Source organism: Corynebacterium meitnerae (assembly GCF_027570075.1).
Lineage (GTDB): Bacteria > Actinomycetota > Actinomycetes > Mycobacteriales > Mycobacteriaceae > Corynebacterium > Corynebacterium meitnerae.
In genome coordinates this window covers 26,828-44,977 of sequence record NZ_JAKMUS010000016.1, presented here as the reverse complement: position 1 = coordinate 44,977, position 18,150 = coordinate 26,828, and the positions used below count along the sequence as shown (strand labels likewise).

The 18,150-nt window shown below is 60.7% G+C and carries 17 protein-coding genes; 4 read left to right on the top strand and 13 right to left on the bottom strand.

The window, feature by feature from the left end:
• Positions 1-266 precede the first annotated feature (266 nt).
• A complete protein-coding gene (locus L8U60_RS09225) occupies positions 267-911 on the top strand; it encodes a DUF4282 domain-containing protein (protein ID WP_269966076.1) in 645 nt (214 codons plus the stop codon).
• A 225-nt stretch (positions 912-1,136) separates the two neighbouring features.
• On the opposite strand, the gene L8U60_RS09220 is transcribed toward L8U60_RS09225, so the two are convergent.
• From L8U60_RS09220 to L8U60_RS09160, 13 genes are all read right to left on the bottom strand, one after another.
• Positions 1,137-1,733 carry a Maf family protein gene (locus L8U60_RS09220; RefSeq protein WP_269966075.1) on the bottom strand — a complete coding sequence of 199 codons (597 nt, stop codon included), beginning with the start codon at positions 1,731-1,733 and terminating at the stop codon, positions 1,137-1,139.
• A 6-nt stretch (positions 1,734-1,739) separates the two neighbouring features.
• On the bottom strand, positions 1,740-1,946 hold the full coding sequence (locus L8U60_RS09215; protein WP_269966074.1) for an acyl-CoA carboxylase subunit epsilon: 207 nt from the start codon (positions 1,944-1,946) through the stop codon (positions 1,740-1,742).
• 19 nt (positions 1,947-1,965) lie between these two features.
• Complete coding sequence (locus L8U60_RS09210; protein WP_269966073.1) at positions 1,966-3,483, bottom strand: acyl-CoA carboxylase subunit beta; 1,518 nt, start codon at positions 3,481-3,483, stop codon at positions 1,966-1,968.
• Positions 3,484-3,604: 121 nt separating this feature from the next.
• Positions 3,605-4,081 (bottom strand): carboxymuconolactone decarboxylase family protein, encoded by a 477-nt coding sequence (locus L8U60_RS09205; protein ID WP_269966072.1) that lies wholly within the window; start codon positions 4,079-4,081, stop codon positions 3,605-3,607.
• 44 nt (positions 4,082-4,125) lie between these two features.
• The gene (locus L8U60_RS09200; RefSeq protein ID WP_269966071.1) at positions 4,126-4,812 is read right to left on the bottom strand and encodes a hypothetical protein; all 687 of its coding nucleotides are present in this window, start codon (positions 4,810-4,812) and stop codon (positions 4,126-4,128) included.
• A 23-nt stretch (positions 4,813-4,835) separates the two neighbouring features.
• Entirely contained in the window at positions 4,836-6,587 is a 1,752-nt protein-coding gene (locus L8U60_RS09195; RefSeq protein ID WP_269966070.1) for an SWIM zinc finger family protein, read from the bottom strand.
• A 57-nt stretch (positions 6,588-6,644) separates the two neighbouring features.
• The gene (locus L8U60_RS09190) at positions 6,645-6,890 is read right to left on the bottom strand and encodes a ribbon-helix-helix domain-containing protein (protein WP_269966069.1); all 246 of its coding nucleotides are present in this window, start codon (positions 6,888-6,890) and stop codon (positions 6,645-6,647) included.
• A gap of 19 nt (positions 6,891-6,909) precedes the next feature.
• Positions 6,910-7,455, bottom strand: coding sequence for an RNA polymerase sigma factor (locus L8U60_RS09185; RefSeq protein ID WP_269966068.1), 546 nt, complete (start codon positions 7,453-7,455; stop codon positions 6,910-6,912).
• Positions 7,456-7,541: 86 nt separating this feature from the next.
• On the bottom strand, positions 7,542-7,892 hold the full coding sequence (locus tag L8U60_RS09180; protein WP_269966067.1) for a hypothetical protein: 351 nt from the start codon (positions 7,890-7,892) through the stop codon (positions 7,542-7,544).
• A gap of 69 nt (positions 7,893-7,961) precedes the next feature.
• Complete coding sequence (locus L8U60_RS09175; RefSeq protein ID WP_269966066.1) at positions 7,962-8,648, bottom strand: hypothetical protein; 687 nt, start codon at positions 8,646-8,648, stop codon at positions 7,962-7,964.
• A 109-nt stretch (positions 8,649-8,757) separates the two neighbouring features.
• Positions 8,758-10,569 carry an Hsp70 family protein gene (locus L8U60_RS09170; protein WP_269966065.1) on the bottom strand — a complete coding sequence of 604 codons (1,812 nt, stop codon included), beginning with the start codon at positions 10,567-10,569 and terminating at the stop codon, positions 8,758-8,760.
• Between the two features lie 36 nt (positions 10,570-10,605).
• Complete coding sequence (locus tag L8U60_RS09165) at positions 10,606-11,958, bottom strand: DUF7373 family lipoprotein (protein WP_269966064.1); 1,353 nt, start codon at positions 11,956-11,958, stop codon at positions 10,606-10,608.
• 87 nt (positions 11,959-12,045) lie between these two features.
• Positions 12,046-13,401 carry a DUF7373 family lipoprotein gene (locus tag L8U60_RS09160; RefSeq protein ID WP_269966063.1) on the bottom strand — a complete coding sequence of 452 codons (1,356 nt, stop codon included), beginning with the start codon at positions 13,399-13,401 and terminating at the stop codon, positions 12,046-12,048.
• A gap of 303 nt (positions 13,402-13,704) precedes the next feature.
• On the opposite strand from L8U60_RS09160, the gene L8U60_RS09155 reads away from it, so the two are divergent.
• The 3 genes from L8U60_RS09155 to L8U60_RS09145 all read left to right on the top strand — a co-directional run bounded on the left by L8U60_RS09155 (position 13,705) and on the right by L8U60_RS09145 (position 17,990).
• Complete coding sequence (locus tag L8U60_RS09155; protein ID WP_269966062.1) at positions 13,705-15,531, top strand: dynamin family protein; 1,827 nt, start codon at positions 13,705-13,707, stop codon at positions 15,529-15,531.
• Positions 15,532-16,956: a dynamin family protein gene (locus tag L8U60_RS09150; RefSeq protein ID WP_269966061.1), complete on the top strand. Its 1,425-nt coding sequence runs from the start codon at positions 15,532-15,534 to the stop codon at positions 16,954-16,956.
• Between the two features lie 92 nt (positions 16,957-17,048).
• Entirely contained in the window at positions 17,049-17,990 is a 942-nt protein-coding gene (locus L8U60_RS09145; protein WP_269966060.1) for a cysteine peptidase family C39 domain-containing protein, read from the top strand.
• The last annotated feature ends 160 nt before the right edge of the window (positions 17,991-18,150 follow it).

Genomic DNA, 18,150 nt, shown 5'->3' with positions numbered 1-18,150 from the left:
GATAGGAGGTTTTCCAAGATCTTAGAGAAAATGTGTCGCCGAATGGACGATTCTTCAATTCTTCCTGCACATTTCCGCACAAAAGGCGCCTCATTTACCCCCGAGCCGGGGGTTTACATGTGGGATTAAGTCCGCCCCGGCCCCATTCAGGTGGGCCGCTCCGCGCGCCTTGTTGCTTATCGACGCCCACCTTCCCCTCCCACTTCCACTACACTGCTAGTGGTTTGCACACCGCCGAGAAGAGAAAGACGAAGGATTAACAAATAATGTCCACTCCATTCGACGACAACAACACCAACGACAGCACCGGCTCCACCGGCTCGGAGTCCACCGGCTCCTTCGGTGACACCTCTGCCACCGACTCTTTCGGCTCCTTCGGCCAGACGAGCTCCACCGAGTCCACCTGGCAGATGTCCCAGCCGTCCTCCCAGCCGTCTTCCGCTGACGCGACCGCAGCAAGCACCGCAGCGAACACTGCTCAGTACGGTCAGCCGGCTTACGGTGCGCAGTACGGCCAGTACCCGAACCAGGGTTACCCGCAGGGCTACTACCAGGGTCAGCCGATGATGCCGAAGGAGGACGGCTTCTTCAAGAAGCTCTTCGACTTCTCCTTCAAGCGCTTTGTCACCCTGGACAGCGCACGGATCATCTACATCATTGCCCTGGTTCTCATCGGCATGATGTGGTTCCTGGGTCTGCTGTTCAGCATCTTCTTCATGATCGGTATGGCTGAAGAGGGCGAGTCCGGCATCGGTATCCTCTTCATCTTCCTCTACCTGATCTTCGGCACCTTCTGGAGCTTCGTCCAGATCGTGTGCGCTCGCCTCACCATCGAGGCCCTGGTGAACCTCTTCCGCACCGCGGAGAACACCACTGAGCTGGTTGAGCAGGGCAAGAAGGACAACGAGTAAGTCTTCTTCCCGCCAACGCGAAACCGTGCGGCGCCAACGCCGCACCAACGCGAAAACCGCGCCGGGGCGACCAAACTAGGTCGCTCATCCGGCGCGGTTTGTGTTTTGTCTCGGGGGGATTCGAGAAATCTGACGACCGGCCCGAAAGCCCATTTCTATCAGTGCAGGTCAAAGCGATGCGAAAATTTTTGGCCCTCTGGAGGCGTTAGATTTCTCGGGTGTGTCCTATGACTTGCTCCACAAAGACAACGCATCCAGTCCAAAAGAATAGAGCGCCCGGCGAAGAAGTGGCAGGGAGAGACCGATGACGCTGGTTTGGTCGCCTTCAATGGAGTCAATGAACCAGCCGCCGAGGGCCTCCAAGGTGAAAGCACCGGCGCATTCGAGGGGTTCGCCGGAACGGGCGTAGGCCTCAATGTCCGCATCGGAGACATCACCGAAGTGGATGCGGGTGGACACGGTGTCTACCACCCAGGTCCCGCCGTACCCAATGGCATGGCCGGTGACCAGCTCGGCGGTGCGGCCGCGCTGGGCTTTCCACCGGCGGATGGTTTCTTCGACGGTGTGGGGTTTGCCTTGGAGGGTGCCGTCCAAAAGCAACATTGAATCGCACCCGACCACCACGTCATCGGGGTAGTGCGGTGCCACAGCGTCGGCTTTTGCGCGGGCGAGGGTGGTCACCGTCGTGGCGGGGGAGGCGCCCCCGAGGGAGGCAATGATCGCGTCCTCATCCACGTGCGCCGGGTGCTGGAGTGGTGAGACCCCAGCGTTGCGCAAGATCATCAGGCGCGAGGGCGACTGGGAAGCAAGAACAAGGCGCATGGAGTACTAGAACAGCGTCTGCGAGTTAAACGCGGACGGGTTGAAAATCACTGGGCCGTGAACGCGTGGGGCCGGGCGGCCCCACAGGTTGCGGTGGCCACCGGCGGTGCGGGACTTCGCTTCCTGCTGCAGATCCGTGAGCACCTGGGTCAGCGCGGCGAGTTCTTCTTCGGTGGGGTTGCCTTTAACCACCGTGAACAGGGGATTAGTCATGCTGGTTCCTTAAAGCTCCTTACAGCGGGATGTTGCCGTGCTTCTTCGGAATGGCGTAGACCACCTTGCGCTCCAGGAGGCGCAGCGCTTCGGTGACGTGGGCGCGGGTCTGGGAGGGCTCGATGACGGCATCCACGAGTCCACGCTCCGTGGCCACGTACGGGGTGAGGTGGGAAGCGGCGTACTCGTCCACGTCGACGCCGAGTTGTTCGGCGGCGGTGGTGGCGTCCGCAAGCGCGATCTGCGCCGTCGGCCATGCAAAGACCATGTCTGCGCCCAGGTCCTTGGAACCCATGACCACGTAGGACGGGCCGATAGCGCGGCGGATGATCACGGTGATCTTGCCCACCTGCGCTTCGGCGTAGGCAAAGGCCAGGCCAGCGCCGTGCTTCGCGGAAGCCAGGTGCTCTTCCTCCTCGGAGGGGAAGAAACCAGGGGAGTCCACGAATTCCACGATGGGCAGGTTGAAGGAATCACACACGCGGATGAAAGCTGCTGCCTTCGTTGCGGCGGCGTGGTCAAGGCAGCCGGCCAGCACACTCGGCTGGTTAGCCACGATGCCCACCGCGCGGCCGGAGATGTGCGCGAAACCCGTCACCACATTGTCGGCGTAGCCGCGGCTGAGCTCGGTCAGGCCCTTGTCGGTGACGCGGTTGATCACATCGCGCACGTCGTAGGAGGCAGCGATGTTGTCCGGGATGAACGTGTCCAGGTCCGTGTTGTCCGGCTCCGTGGCGTTCTCATTGATGGGGGAGGCCGCACGGTTGTTCTCCGGCAGGAAGGCCACTAGGTCACGCACGGTTTGGATTGCTTCCAGGTCCGTCGGCGCAGTCAGGTGAGCCATGCCGGTGATCTGGGAGTGCACATCGGCACTGCCCAGGGACCGTGCGGTTGCAACGCGACGCGTCACCTTCGTCACCGCGGACACGGAGGTCAGGTGCATCGTCGCGGTTTTCACCATGACGGTGAGATCACTGATGGGCACCAGCAGTGCGGCGAGGGACGCCACCTCACCAGCCACGATGGAAATCTGCGGCACAACGCCGGACGCTTCCGTCGCCTTGCGCAGAATCCGCGCGGACATCGCCGCGGTGACCACGCCCTCCTGCAGGCGCGCACCGGTCGAGTCATGGATAGCAATGACCGGCACACCGGTCTTAATAGCCAGGTCGTAGATCTTCAGGATCTTCTCGGCGTACACCTCACCCAGCTGGCCATCAAAAATGGAGGAATCGTGGGCGTAGACGGTGACCCGTCGGCCGTCGATAAGCCCGTAGCCCGTCACAACACCATCGGTGGCGGGCTTCACGCGATCCAGGCCGTAGTCCTCCACGCGGTGACGCGCGAGCGCATCCGTTTCCACGAAGGTGTCTGGGTCCAGCAGGGCCTCAACGCGCTGCCGGGCGGTAGAAATACCCTTCTCACCCGCGGTGCGGGCGGCCTCGCTGCCCATCGGCTCACGAGCCTCCGCCAAACGGTTACGTAAATCCGCAATCTTTCCGGCGGTGGTGGTCATGTCGGGTTTCTTGTCGGTCATAGCGCCTCAGTTTACGGGTTTGCTGTGAATAGATCAGGTCCTACACGGCCTATCGGCCCACACGCCCGCGATGTTTCGCGGATTGCTTATCGACGCCTTTCGGCCTGCGCCAAAAGCCAGCTTACTTTTGGCCTAGATCAAAAGCCGTGACTCCGGAAAGGCTTGTTGGATCAAGGCGTGTGGTGATACCGACTCGGTTCCAAGCGTTGATGGTGACAACAGCCATGAGGAGATCCCGCGTGCCTTTCTCGCCGTGCAGTTCCTCCACTCGCTCCCACAGTGAATCCGGCACAGATTCTTCGCCGTGGATCTTGGTTACTGCATCTGTGAGCTCAAGTGCTGCACGTTCCTTCTCAGAAAAAGCGTCTGGAAAGTCAGTCCAGTTCTCGGTCTGGGTGATTTTGTCTTCTGTCCAACCGCCCTTTCGTGCATCACGACGATGCATTGCCAGGCAGTAAACGCATTGGTTCAGAGCAGAGGCCCGAAGTTGCACGAGGTGGGAGAAGTCCTTTGCCACACGTGCGCGAACGTATGTTTCCAGTCCGAGCATGGGGGCGTAAGCGACTTTTGGAATGGGTTTCCGTTTATGTGTTGCCATGCAGCGAGCCTACGCGCATTCGACATATTTGGGTTGGCCCACGGTTAGCCATCGTGCCCCAACAAGTACTGCCCGGTGTCCCTGTCCCATTGGTCGTAGAACGCCTGCGCGTCCGGGCCGTCCACGACGAGCTTCCCGCCATCATTCTTCAACGTCACGGTGAAACGGTGCGTCACCCCAGCAGCGGTACCGTTGCGCACTTCACCCCAACTGAACTCCGCCGAGCTGGGGGAGAGGCGCTGGATGTTCTCAATCCGGTCAAACTCACGCATCTCACCCACCGGTTCACCGTTGATGTACAGCGCCAACCCGTCGGTGATGGATGCGCCCGTACCGGCCGGGCCGTCCTCATACCCACGCCCGCCAGCGAAAGTGATCCACGACAACTCCGCGCACGGGTCGTAGTTGTTTTCCACGCCCCCGATCCAGAAATTCACGTGAAGGTCGCCGGAGCCCACCACAGCTGGCATCCGCCCGAGCCGCTCGTTGCCGGTGGGGTACTGTTCCCGCGGGTCCTTCGCCAGGGAAGCACACTTCTTCTCCGGTTCCGGCTTTTCCTTCGACGAGGGCTGCGCACTGCTCGACTGCGTCGACGCACCCTCATCCGCGGCAGCAACGGTGGTCATCGCGGGTTCCTCGAGGCCATCACCAGCAGTGGAACAGCCAACGAGCACACCTCCCGCCAGCATGGTTGTGAGGGCAACAGCAGCAGCACGGTAACGGGACATCATGTCGCGCCAGTGTAGTGGAGCGCTCACAGCCCCCACTCCGTGAACACCTCCTTGACCACCGGGTGGCTGCCGAATTCAGATTTCAGCGCACCGACCTGCAACCCCCACTCCACATCGGAATCCAATGAGCCGGTGGCCTCCTGCGCTGTTTTCTTCAGCGCCATCATTCGGCCCATCAACCAGTTGACCGTTGCGCGCGTTGCCGCCATGTTCTCCTGGGCCAGGGCTTGGGACATCTGCTCCCGGATGTGCGCAAAGATCACGCCGAACGCCCATTCCGGGTCATACGCCAGACCGACGTGTTCTGCGAAGTGGGCAGCCATGGATGTGCTGGGGGAGGTGGTGGTGATGAGGGTGAATCCGACGTCGAAAAGCTTGAAATACGCTGCTGCCAGCAACATGTAATCCGGGTTGGTGGCGGCTTCCTCCACGGATTGCAGCACGAACATAACGTCGGCGAAGTCCATGTCCGGGAGACGGATGTAGTCGAGGAAGTTTTCGAGGCTCACGTCCTTCTCAAACCAATAGCGGTGATACATCCGCGTACCGTCCGCACCGAAGTACTTCGCCGCCGAGGCATATAGGAGATCCGGCGTGAGCTCCACCGGATCCGCATTATCCAGTGCCGCAGCCACCAGCTTCTCCGCACCGAGATCCATCCCGTTGCGCTGATAAAAGAACAGCAGCGCGTCATAGTTGCCGTACTCCCCGCACAGCCGCTTGACCTCATGCATGTTGTTGCGCAGCAACGCTACGTCGATCTCCAGCGGCAGGACGTTCTCCGGATGGCGGGGGGCGCATTCGTGGGCTTTGGTGATGATGACATCAAGATCCTCATCTTCCAGCAGCTTTGCATAGTCCGCGAGATGCGGGCGTAGGTAACCGCCGGGGGCCAAGAAGACGTCCACGATCCAATCAACCAGAAGCTGTGTCGGCGGCTGGGTATCATGCGCGATGAGCACGTGGTGCTGATACAGCTTCTCTAGCGCAACCACCACGCTATCGACGGGATAAGTGATGTGATGTGTCCACGCGATGGCGTCAAAGATGAGACTCTCCAACGCGCACAGGAGCTTGAGCTTGTCATTCTGGAAGTCCGTTGCATCAGCATGACTACAGATCACATTGCCCGCGTACTCCAAGTTGTGCGCAGCCTCTTCCACCTTCTCTTCGGTATAGGCCACGTCAAACAGGAATTTGGCAAACTTCATTTCATGTTGCACCGCTTCCATCGCGGGCAATGGCTGGGAAGAAAACGGCAGAACATACTTGGTTACCGTGGGCTCGGCCAGTGGATTCTCATGCCGCAGCGCGTTGATCACATCCACCAGATCCCGCTTGCTCATGGTCTCCAACGTGCTGGTGACTACGTCTTTGGTGTCCACCACCACATCGTCATAGCGCCGGGTCGAATCAAACTCGTACTCCTCTTCGGCTTCCCCAACCAGCTTGGCAGTCAGCGGCCACTCGGGATGCCGCATCATCTGCAACGCCACCGCCACCGCGTGCTTGCACCAAACCCGTGGTACCGGGCAGGTGCAATGCACATTGAGACGATCCGCCACTGTCTTCCCCTCATCGACAACCAGCTCAAACCGCACCACCCACACATCCGTACCCAACACCTGCGCGGTAAACGACGGCCCCGTGCGCACCAACGGCGTCATATCGATGTCCAAGATCTCATCAGCACGGATGAAGCTCTTCACATCGGTCAACGCCGCCACGCCCGCCTCGCCCAGGGCCTGCACAAACTCCACCACGTTCTCGCTCATGCCCTCACGCTACAACGCGGGTGCGACATGGGCTTTGAGCTGCTCGAACGGGTGTGCTTACTCCGTGATGAGGTCGGCGATTGCTTTGCGCACGAGTTCAGAGCGGCTCATGTGTTTCTTGGCTGCCAGGGAGTCAAGGGCTGCGATCTCGGCTTCGGTTAGTCGTACGGTAACCACCCGTGACGGTGTGGCGCCACGGCCGGGGCGTCCGCGGCCACGCTTCTTCAAAAGTGCAACGTCGTAGCCCTGCTCGGCTTCGGTGGCCCAGGTGTTGATTTGGCTTTCGCTTGCTTGAACTGGCATTGGAATTTCCTTGGACACGCTATCCCTGCAGCAGCTCGCGGAGGCTTTTGCGCGCCCGGTGCACGCGGACTTTGGTGGCGGAAAGCGAAGAGCCTTGGTGCTCGGCGATTTCGGCCAGGGTGAGGCCGGCGATCTCGGCGAGGATGAGGGCTTCGCGGGAGTCGGCGGGAAGCGAGGCCAGGGCTGTACTCAACGCGTCGTTGTCCGCGATGGATTGTTCAAACTCGGCGAGGGGATCGGCGATCTCGAAGGAGGGGGAGTCCTCTGACTCGGAGTCGCGCGGGGCGTCGAGGGAGACCGTGGGCTTCCGGCGGCGCACAACTTCCAACGCGGTGTTGGAGGCAATGCGGTACATCCAGGTGCCAAAACCAGAATCACCGCGGAACGTAGGCAGGTTCTTCCATGCCAGATACAGTGCCGCGGTGAATGCTTCCTCCGCATCGTGGTGGTTGGTGGTGATGCGGAGGCAGACGTTGAAAAGTTTTCCTTCGTGCAGCTTCACCAGTTTGGCAAAGGCGGACTCATCCCCACCTTTTGCGTTCTGGAGAAGCTGGGATTCGGACATATCTGCTTTCAATCTGCGCCGGGATGGACAAGTGTTCAATAAGTTACGCAAAAGAATACTGCAACATTGTCGCGCCGGGGCAGTAGTTACATGTCGTAGTTCCCGGAGGAATCGGAATCGAAACCTGAATCAAAACCCGAATCGACATCGGAGGAGAAGTCCGATCCAAGATCAGGTCCCAGATCAGCGCCCAGATCCGGGTAGTCGAGCACCGGGGAGTCGGAAGAGTCCTCTGAGTCAGAGTCAGAGTCAGATTCAGGGGACTCAACCGACCCGGTGTCCTCTTTCCCCGCGAAGGGGTCGAAGGCGTCCAGGTCGAAGGGCTCGTCGGTGGTGGGGACGATGTCGAGTGTGTCCCACTCTGGCCATTCGTCGGTGGTGAAGGCGGTGTGGAGGGCGCGGTCAAGGAGTCCTTCAGGGACTGGTTCTTGTTTCATGGTTGCGGCCTCCTTTCAGCCGGGTCGTCGTCGTTAAGCATCGCAATCGTAGAGGGTGCGAGCGTCACGTTAGAACGAATCGTCGTAGTTGGTATCCAGATTATCCGCCGGGGTATCCAGGTTCGTGTCCAGGGTGGTGTCCGGGGAGCTGATGTAGTCGTTGATGGAGCCGAGGCCGCCAGCGTACTCGTTGGCCTCGATCACGGTCTCCAGGACGCCGTCGGTGTTGTCCACGTCAGAGTGGATCTCATCAATCATGCCGTCGCCGTCAAGGTCAACGAGCTTGGTGTTGATGTAGCCGTCGCCGTCGGTGTCCAGGGTGATCTCATCAACCACGCCATCGCCGTCGGTGTCCTTGTACACAACGTCCGTGACACCATCGCCGTCCAGGTCGACGCGGGACTCGACCACCTGGCCGTCCTCGATCAGGTCCTGCTGGAAGGTGTTGCCGGTCGTCGCGTCAACGTAGGCCACGGTGTCAGCCACGCCGTCATTGTCCGTGTCCACGTTGTAGGCCACGGTGTTCTCATCGACCATCTGGCGCTGGGTTTCAAAGGTGCCATCGCCGTCAGTGTCCATTTCCTCGAGGGTGATGTCGCCCTTGCCGTCGAGGTGGAAGATGTGGGCATTGCCGTCGTGGTCAACGCCGTGGATCAGGTCGTTCGTACCGTCGCCGTCGATGTCGCGTGCGGAGAGGTAGCCGAAGTCATCCGGGTTGAGCTCCGGGAGGTTGAGGTTGTTGTTGTCGCCGCTCATGATGTGGTCCTTTCTAGGGGGTGTGGGTGCTTACATATCTTTAGATGCGAGTAGCGCCCGGATGGTTACATCCAGGCGCCAACTATTTTTTGAAGGGAGTGTCCGCAGGTTAGAGCAGCTTGTGGTACTCCAGCCACTCGATGGCCTTCTCCGGGGAGGCGAAGTCGCGGGACTCAATTGTCAGACCCGTTTCCGCGTTGGCGTAGTGGAGGGAGGCAGAAGTGTCATTCTCCTTGGCAGCAACGGCGGATGCTTCACCCTTGGTAACTGGTTCCGCCCCATCCTTGCCGTTGTAGCGGCCTTGCTCAATGAGGGCCTTCTCGCGCGAGCTGTCGTCCGTGTTGTACGCGAACGAGATGCGCGGTGAGTCGTACGGGCCAGTCGGCTTGAAGTACTGCACGTTGTCGCCGGTGAATTTCACTTCGCAGGAAATTGAGGTCCCGGTGAAGTTAACGGTGCTTGAGGTTCGGCGGTTGCACATGCCGGACTCATTGCGGATGGATTCCGGCAGGGCATTGAGCACGTCCTCGCTGGTTTGTTGCGCGGGAGCCTCGCTGGACGGTTGGCTTTCCCCGGTTGTCTCCATCGTTGCGGTTTCCTCAGGCTCACCGCTGGGCTTGTCGCTTGATTGCGGCTTGACTAGAAACACAATCACTGCCACCACAGCCGCAATGGCCAGGAGTGCGCCGACGGCGATGCCGATGGTCTTGCCATTCGACTTCTTGGCAGGTGCTGCCGATGGCTGCGGCTGATACGCGGACATCGGCTCCGTCATTGGTCGCTGCTGCTGGGGTGCCGGCTGCTGCGGGGTGGGTGCAGGAGTGGTGTGCAGGCCGGTGACGATGGGGCCGACGGCGGAGATAGCACCCTGGGCGACGACCAGCTTCGGATCGTCGAGAGTTGCTACCGGGCCGAGTGCCTTGATTTCTTCCTGCACCAGCGGGACACGAGAGGAGCCACCGGTGAGGTAGAGGGCCTTGAGGTCGGTGGGGTTGTTAATGCCTGCGTCCACGAGCGTGGCCTTGGCCAGGTCGACAGCGCGCTGGACGGGGTGGCGGATGATCTCCTCGAACTCAGAGCGGGTGAGCTGCAAACGGATGGTCTCGCCATCACCAGGGACGGAGATAGTGGCCGTTGGGTGCTCAGACAGGAGCTCCTTGGCACGACGAATGCTGTCTTCCACCGCGTGGCGGTCCGACAGCGGTGCGCGCCGGCGCAGGTATTCGAGGTGCTCCGGGTAGTCATCCTCCAGCTGCTGGTCCACCCAGCGGCGAATGAAGGCGTCAAAGCTCTTGCCACCGAGGGTGTTGTCGCCGCGGGCAGCGATGATGTGGAAGGAGCCATCGGGCTGCACCTGCAGCGCAGCCACGTCAAGGGTGCCGCCGCCGAAGTCGAAGACAGCAATCTTGTCGCCCGGCTCCAGCGGGGAGTTGGTGGAGTAGTACTGCGCAGCAGCCTGAGGCTCCGAGACGGTGCGGATGGTGGTGGCGTTGAGGCCGAGCTTCTCCGCAGCGTCCAGCAGCACCTTCACCTCAGCATCAGACCATGCCTCCGGGTGGGTGAGCACGAGCTCACTCGGGCGCTGATCATTGTGCTCGCGGGAAGCGCGCTTCACCACAGAATCTAGAATCGCGGCCACCGGGGTGGAGGACGGCACGTCATAACCATTGATCTGGAACACCTGCTGTGGCACCACTCGCTTCGGTGCGGCGAGGAACCCGTCCGGGTTGTCCTCCGCCTTATTCAGCGCGACATCACCAGTGTCGACGTGGTCAGGTGTTTCGATGTACACCGAGGACGGCATGGTCATCCGGTCATGAGAGAGACTCACTGCCTCAATCCCACCGCGCGTCGGGTTGGTGTGCGCCGCCGCGGTGTTGGATGTGCCGAAGTCGATGGACAAAATCCAGTCATTGGACATGTCGGGTCCTTCCTAATCTAATTCCCGCCTGGGAGCCTAACTGTTTTCCACGGAGCTCGTCGGAGCCTTCTGCAGGATGAGGTACTGGGCGGCCAGAGCCTGCGTGAGCTGGAGCTTCGGATCGACGGTGGTCTTGCCATCGTCGCCACCCTCCACAGCATCCGGGTCCTTGTCGCCTTCGAAGGCGCTGGCCTGGGCAAAGTAGTTCTCATGCACCAAGTAGCAGGTGTAGCCGGTGCCGAAGGGGCGGTCCACCTTCCAGCACGACGCGCCCGGAATCTCCTGCGGCGGGTCCCACTGCTGGTAGCCCGAGTCTGCGTCCACGGCGTGCATGGTGGCCATGATGAGCTTGGCACCCTCCGGGTGCTTGGTGCGGTAAAGCGTGGTGTCCATCTGGGCCATGGCCTCGACCTTGGCCTGGTCGATCATGGACAAAACTTCTCCGGTTTCCTCATAGCGGCCGGCCATGCCGCGTGGGGACAGCGCCATGGGCAGGCCGCCCAAAGCTTCCACGGATTCATCCTTCGGGGACAAGACCGTGTACTTCAGAATGTCGTTCGGATCCAGCGGCGGCCACTCTTCAGAGAAGCCGTAACCGGCCTTCGTCTTGTGGGTCTTCAGCGTGTCCAGAAGCGGAATCTGCTTGTCAAAGAAGGTGGCGGCATACTCGGCCTGCCACTCGGTCTTCTCCGGGTCCGCGTTTTCCGGGGACACATGCGTGGTGGACATCAGCAGGTATTCCTTGTGCACCTTCACTGCGTCCAGGTTCGTGCCATCGGAAGTACGCACTGCAATGGCGTCCTTGTGGCCCGGTACTGATTCTTCGGTGCCCGGCTTAAACGGATCGCTGTCAAAGAAGTAGTCGAGGCCTTCCGTCAGCGCCGTTTCCTTAATCGCGTCTGCTGTAGCCTGTGCGCTTTCCGGGTCCTCGAAGCGGAGGAGGAAGTTGCCTGCGCCGCGCTCACCAGTGCCGTCATCACCCAGGTAGGCGTAACCAAGCAGGTACTTGTCACCCAGTGGGGCCAGGCGGTCACGCGCCACCTTTGGCAGGTCCATGGCGAGGGAATCGAAGTTCCACAGACGGCGATTCGCCGTGCCGCGCTTCAATCCCTGATCAATCTCGTACGGCAGCAACGTGTTGTTGCCCAGAAGAGCAATCTCAGCGGAAGGGCCGAGATCATCTGTCGTTTCGGGCCAGCCCTTGTGCGGCTCGGTGCCGTAGGAGCCGGTGTCGAATTCAGGACCTTTCTGGTCCATTACCTCGGTCGTGTCTGATTCGGCCGGGGCCTCGCCACTCTTGCCAACGCTGTCCAGGACAGAGCAACCAGTGCTGAACAGAGCAGTTGCGGTGAGAATTGCTGCCAGGGGGAGAGCAGTGCGCTTTTTCATAAGTCTTTCTACTTTCCTGATCGGGGGGATCCGGGGTCTTTAGGGTGTACATCCCTTAGACGGGGCAGGGATGCACATGGTTACATGCTATTTTTCGGAGTTTTCCTTCGGAGCCTCCTGCAGGATCAGATACTGGGCAGCCATGATGTGGGAGAGCTGCGTCTTCACATCCACCTTCTGATCATCCGGTGCGGCGGATGTGGTGACCTCATCTTCATCCGGCTTGATGTCCACGAGGTTTCCTCGGGCCACGTAGTTCCCATAACGCAGGTAGCAGGAGTAGTACGTAGCGTTGTTCCCTGGGGAGGTGTAGCACGTGGTGCCGGGGACGTTCTGCGGTTCGTCATAAGGCTCGATGCCCTCCACTTCCGAGTCGAGAGACTTGAGCGTTGCTTCAATGAGGTCCGCGTGCGCCTCGTTCGGGGCACGCAACAGCAGTGTTTCTGCCGAGGCTGCGGCATCGATCTTGGTGTTGTCATACAGCTTGAGAATCGACGCCTTGTCCGCGTAGGTGCTGGTGAGCAAGCGTGCGTTCATGCTCATGGGAGCAGTGCCGACGAGGTCTACTTCCTTCGGCTTCATCACGGCGTAGCGCAAGATGTCATCCGGGTCCGTGTCCGGCCACTCATCAGACTTGCCATAACCTTCAGCGGTTTTGTGACTGGGGATCAGATCAATGAGAGGGAGTTGCTTGTCCGCGAAGGCCTTCACATACTCCTGCATCCAGTCCATGGACTCCGGGCCGTACTCGATCGGCTCGTTGTTCTCATCCAGGCTCTCATTGCTGGTGTAGACGAAGAAGAGGTACTCGTCCTTGGTGAAGAAGGCTCTTTGAACCTGGCGGCGTTCATCCTTGGAGGCCAAGATGTCCTCCTTGCCAGGGATGGTCACCTTCTCCAACGGCGCAGGGTTGCCGGTGGCAAGATCAGAGCCGCCTTCCGCCAAGTACGTGTCATTCAGGAGCTTCGCTGCGTCCTCAGCAGCCTGCGGGGACACGAAGCGGGCCACGGTGTGCTCAGCGTTGGACTTCGTTTTCGGATCATTTGCCAGCTGGGTAAAGCCGGTCAGATACGTCGGCTCCAGGGAGATGATCTTCTCCCGGATGTTGCTGGCCAGGAGGGATGAGAACAGCTCGAAATTTGTTTGACGCTGCGGCAGGCCACCGCGGGAGAAGCGATTGTCCACCTCATAAGGCAACAGCGTGTTGGCACCGATCAGCGTGGTTTCTGTGATCGGGCCGATCGTCTCCCAGGTCGATTTAGGCCAGCCCTGGTGGGGTGTGGACTTGTATGCGCCAGTGTCATAGGTAGCCGCCTGAGTCGATGTTGCTTCAGTGGATTCAGCCGGCTTGCCGTCCCCACCCTTCTCTGCGGAATTGCAGCCGGTCAAGAGCAGGGCGCTGGCAACGGTGGTTGCGGCGATAGCGAGGAATTTAGAGGACATGAGGGCAAACCTTTCTGTTCTAACGGAATGATTCTGCGCTACGCACCCCGCCCGCCACGTGTGTGCCACGGTAGGGAAGCAACGCTTTCATTCTGTTAGACGGGCGCGCTCGCCGAAAGGTTACAAAGAGATTTTTTTGAAGATTTACACAGGTTTTTCATCAGTGTTGCTTGATCGCTGCTCCACGCCGGTCACGTTTAGTTGTGCACCAGTTCAAGCACCTGAGCTCGGGGCAGTAGATATACTTCCCCTAGTTTTTCATCGACATCCCCCTGCACCCGTTTTCCGGAAAGGCTCCGCTCCGTGACCGATCAGCCCGATCAATCCGATCAGCCTCAGGCCCAAGCGCGAGGCCCGCGTGAAGAAGCGACGCTGTGGATTGAGCGCGTGAGCGAGAAGATTCTCACCCCTTATGGCCGGGAGAAGTTTGCTGACCACGCGAAGGCGCTGGCGTCGGCGGAAGACCAAGTCAACACCGTGACCTTGGTGGGGGAAGTGGGGCGCGGCAAGAGTTCGCTGGCCAATGCGTTGGTGGGCCGGCAGGGCGTGTCACCGGCCGGAGTGGATTTCACCACCGTTATCCCCGTGGCGCTGACCACGCCCACGGATGATCTCGCGCCGGGGCAGGCGGCGTTGATGTCGGCGGACGGGGGAGTCGTGGTCAAGCTTGAAGAACTCGCGCAACGTGTAGACCGTGCGGCGCAGCGCTTCGATGATTTTGTGCCCACCCGCGCGCACGTTGCGCTGGAATCATCCATGATGGGCGACGCCGTGGTCATTGACGCGCCGGGCGTGGGCGGGATTTCCTCGATGAACACGGCAGTACACGCGGATACGGAGCGGCAGGCCAGCGTGGTCGTGGTGGTCACGGATGCCTCAAGCCCGTTGACCAAGCCGGAGATGGACTTCCTCGCGCACGCACACGCGGTGAACGGCAACGTGGTGGTTGCTGTGACGAAGACGGATAAGCACACCACGCGCTGGCGCGAGATCGTGGAAGAAGATAAGGCACTCATTGCCACGCACCTGGGTGAGGAGATCCCGGTGATCGGTGTGTCCTCGCTCTTGCCGTTCGTGGGTTTGCAGACGACGGATAGCGTTATCGACGAGATCTCGGGCCTCGGCGAACTCCGCACCGAAATCAATGAGCGTTTCACCCGCGCACAATCCATCCCGGTGACCAAGGGCCTCAAGGTGATCTTGGAAGGCCTGGAAGATGTGGATAAACAGATCCACCGCGATATTGAGGACGTGCGTGAGGCGGAGAAACTCCTACCGGATCTGACGAATGATCTGGCCCGGCTGGAGGAGCTGCAGCGCACGAGTAAAGAATGGGAGCGCTTCTTCTACTCTGACCTGTCGCTCATGCGTACCCGCGCGATGGAACGCCTGGACGTGGACGTGCAGGAGGTGAAGAAGAAGTGGTCTGACTTCATTTCCAAACACGGCGTGAAGCTTCTGCGCAAGGACCCGCAGCACTTCACGCGCCTGATGGAGGAGGACTTCCAGCGCGCGGTGGTGAACACCGTGGATTCCTTCGGCTGGGAAGTGGAAACATACCTGCGGGAGAAGTTCGGGGCATCCCACATTCCGGATGAGATCATCGGGGACGTGCAATCGCAGCTGAGCTTGGGTGAGCTGCACACCTCGGAGCTGCAGAACTATATGAAGGACACCTTCGACCCGATGATGCTCATGATGGGTCTGTCCTCCGGCTCCACCATCGGTGGTTTGCTCGGCGCGGTGCTGGTGCCGGGCGTGGGCATTGTTGCCGGTGCCGGATTCGTGGCCATCACCTTTGGTTACCGCGCGATGCGCCAGGGCAAGTCACACCTGCAGAACTGGCTGCGGGAGGCCGCTAACGCCGCGCAGAAGAACACCGGTAATGCGCTGCAGACCTTCATTGCTATTGCCCAGCCGCGCATTTCCATCCGCTACTCGGAGTTCTTGGCGGAGGAGATTAAGGCGACGCAGGCGCGCATTAAGAAGATTGAGCACGATAAGAACAAAGCCGCGGAGAAGCGCGACCGGGAGCTGGCACAGCTGAATACGAACCTGAAGGCCGTGCAGCGTTCCTACCGTGATGCCGAGATTTTGCTGCGTAAGATCGCGGCGCAGGAGATGGTGTAAATGGCCTCTATCCTCGACCTTCTGCTCACTGAGCTCCAGGGCTTGTCCGCCCAGTCGCCGGAGCTCGCCCAGGCCTGCGCGCCACTGATGGCGCGGGTGAGTACTCCGCCGCGCATTGTCATCGTTGGCCGCATCAAGGCGGGCAAGTCCACTCTGCTCAATGCGCTTGTGGGCGCACCCGTGGCGGAGACCAAAGCACTGGAAGCCACCAACGTGGTCACCGTGTACCAGTACGGCGCGCCGGATCGCGCGGAAGCGATGCTGCGCAACGGTCAGCGCGTGCCCATCCAGACCATGCGCGGGGAAGTAGCAGCGCTGCCCGCCCCGCCGGTGGACATCGCGTTCATTGACAGGTGGATGCCGGCCAGCGCGGTGAGCAATTACACGCTCATTGACACCCCGGGTCTGGCCACCCTCACCGATGAGAATGAGGCAACAACGCGCGCCGCGCTTATCGACGGCTACGAGCAGACCCGCAGCGCCTCCGTCGACGCCGATGCTGCCATGTTCCTTTTCGACTCTGCACCCCGCCGCGACGAAGTGGAGTTCATTCAACAACTCGGCTTTACCCCGTTGAACACCTTGGGCGTGCTCTCCCGCGCTGACTCCTTTGCTGAGGGCGCTTTGGGCTATGAGGACCCGATGGTGGCTGCCGGCCACCACGCCCAGCGCCTGCAGCGCGACCTGGCCTCCTACGTTGGCCGCGTTATGCCCGTGTCCGGCCTGCTCGCCCAAACGGCGGCAACCGGTGTGGTGACAGAAGCCCTCACCCGCCAGGTTGCCCGCGTGACGGCCATGTCCCGCACGGACCTGATCACCGAACTGTTCACCGGTGAACCCGGCGGTAGCCATAGCGCCGTGCACAACATCACCAACGTCATCGACGTGGTGGGGGAGTACGGCCTCTTCCGCGGCGCCGACGAAGCTGCTCAAGGTGCTGCCTCCTTCAACGAGTGGCTCACCCGCTCCTCCGGCATCGGCGCTTTGCGTGAGGTCCTGGAAAAGGAACTGTCCACCTATGCGTACCTCCACCGCTCCGGTGAGATCCTCGCCTCCTTGGAAAACCTGGTGTACCGCCACCCCGCCCACGCGGAAGCCATCCGCCACGCGGTGTCCACCGTGCGCAACCACCCGGCTGCCATCCCCGCCAAACTCCTGGTCACCCTGAAGGGCCTGCTGGCGTCTTCCGCCCAGGACATCTTCCTGGAAGAGGCCACCCGCCTGGCCACCATCGGCAGCCCTGCCCAGCGCCTCGGCCTGCCCGATAACGCCAACGCGTGGCAGATCCTCGACCGCATTCAGGAGAAGCGCCGGGAGATGCAAACCCTGTCCTTCGGCCTGCTTGACCCCTCTGAGGAACACGCCCTTGTCACCTTCGCTCAGGCCTATGACCAGCTTGAACGCAACGCCCAGGCGATGACGTAAAAATTTTTCACACATCCATGTAACCCTTTTGCCGTCCGGCCCGTCTAAGAGTCAGACCCACTTGAAAGACCGCACACCGAAAGGCCGAAACAATGTCCGACTTCTCCGCAGACCTGCCTGACTTCCTCAACGAGATGGTTGAGAACGACGCCGACGTAACCCCCACCCCCCTCGACCCGATCGAGCCCAACCCCTACTCCTTCCCCGACACCACCACCCCAGAACCAGAAACCACCCCCGAGCCGGACACCACCACCGACACCACCACCCCAGAACCAGAAACCACCGAACCAGACTCCACCCCAGTCCTCGAACCTGTCGACGAAGAGGTCACCGAGTCCGTTGCGCCGGAGGAGCCAGCCCCGGTCGTGGATGATGCCCCGGCCCCGGCTGAGCCGGTGGAGGATGTCCCCGTCATCGACGTCCCCTCCGGCCTGGAAGACGGCGTTGCCGGCAACCACTTCCTCTGGTCCGATGACTGGTTCTGGCAGGAAGTTGACGGCTATTGTGGCCCCACCGCCGCCGCGTTCCTGCTCAACCAGTTCCAGGACGCCGGCATCTCCAACCCGGAGTACATGGTTGAGCGCGCCGTCAGTCTCGGCCTCATGGGCGACCCGACCCAGGGTATGTACACCCAGGACCTGGCCACCTTGCTCACCGAGTCCGGTCTCCCGTCTGAGATGCAGACCTCCAACATGGAGGACCTGGCCATGAAGCTTAACGACGGCTACGGCATCATCGCCTGCGTCGACTCCGGCGAAATCTGGGGCGATGAGGAAGACGCCATCCGTGAGGACAACATGATGGACCACTTCCTCGTGGTCTCTGAGATCGATTTCAACCGCGGCGTGGTCACCCTTACCGATCCGGGCGCCCCCTTCGGCAACGGCCTCGAAGTCCCGATCGACCAGTTCGAAGACGCCTGGGCCGACTCCGGCCACACCATGGTTGCCACCACCAACGTCGACGCCGAGCTCAGCGGCGCACCGGGCATGGCCATCGTCAACGCAACCCGCTCCGAGACGATCCGCTAAGCCAAGAAACCACTACCAATCCCGAAAAAGGCCACCGCGAGGTGGTCTTTTTCGCTTGACGCGGATAGCTTTCGGTGGCCTTTTGTCATCGAAGATTCTTAATCCTTCCAAGGTTGGAAAAATTGTCATGATTACTTGTAGTTTGTACGCAGGAACAAAT

Excerpts from the sequence above, each read along its gene's own strand:
- L8U60_RS09170 (WP_269966065.1), bottom strand. The coding sequence starts at position 10,569 with ATGTCCAATGACTGGATTTTGTCCATCGACTTCGGCACATCCAACACC.
- L8U60_RS09225 (WP_269966076.1), top strand. The coding sequence starts at position 267 with ATGTCCACTCCATTCGACGACAACAACACCAACGACAGCACCGGCTCC.
- L8U60_RS09210 (WP_269966073.1), bottom strand. The coding sequence starts at position 3,483 with ATGACCGACAAGAAACCCGACATGACCACCACCGCCGGAAAGATTGCG.
- L8U60_RS09215 (WP_269966074.1), bottom strand. The coding sequence starts at position 1,946 with ATGACTAATCCCCTGTTCACGGTGGTTAAAGGCAACCCCACCGAAGAA.
- L8U60_RS09190 (WP_269966069.1), bottom strand. The coding sequence starts at position 6,890 with ATGCCAGTTCAAGCAAGCGAAAGCCAAATCAACACCTGGGCCACCGAA.
- L8U60_RS09205 (WP_269966072.1), bottom strand. The coding sequence starts at position 4,081 with ATGGCAACACATAAACGGAAACCCATTCCAAAAGTCGCTTACGCCCCC.
- L8U60_RS09150 (WP_269966061.1), top strand. The coding sequence starts at position 15,532 with ATGGCCTCTATCCTCGACCTTCTGCTCACTGAGCTCCAGGGCTTGTCC.
- L8U60_RS09220 (WP_269966075.1), bottom strand. The coding sequence starts at position 1,733 with ATGCGCCTTGTTCTTGCTTCCCAGTCGCCCTCGCGCCTGATGATCTTG.
- L8U60_RS09145 (WP_269966060.1), top strand. The coding sequence starts at position 17,049 with ATGTCCGACTTCTCCGCAGACCTGCCTGACTTCCTCAACGAGATGGTT.
- L8U60_RS09200 (WP_269966071.1), bottom strand. The coding sequence starts at position 4,812 with ATGATGTCCCGTTACCGTGCTGCTGCTGTTGCCCTCACAACCATGCTG.
- L8U60_RS09180 (WP_269966067.1), bottom strand. The coding sequence starts at position 7,892 with ATGAAACAAGAACCAGTCCCTGAAGGACTCCTTGACCGCGCCCTCCAC.
- L8U60_RS09195 (WP_269966070.1), bottom strand. The coding sequence starts at position 6,587 with ATGAGCGAGAACGTGGTGGAGTTTGTGCAGGCCCTGGGCGAGGCGGGC.
- L8U60_RS09175 (WP_269966066.1), bottom strand. The coding sequence starts at position 8,648 with ATGAGCGGCGACAACAACAACCTCAACCTCCCGGAGCTCAACCCGGAT.
- L8U60_RS09165 (WP_269966064.1), bottom strand. The coding sequence starts at position 11,958 with ATGAAAAAGCGCACTGCTCTCCCCCTGGCAGCAATTCTCACCGCAACT.
- L8U60_RS09185 (WP_269966068.1), bottom strand. The coding sequence starts at position 7,455 with ATGTCCGAATCCCAGCTTCTCCAGAACGCAAAAGGTGGGGATGAGTCC.
- L8U60_RS09160 (WP_269966063.1), bottom strand. The coding sequence starts at position 13,401 with ATGTCCTCTAAATTCCTCGCTATCGCCGCAACCACCGTTGCCAGCGCC.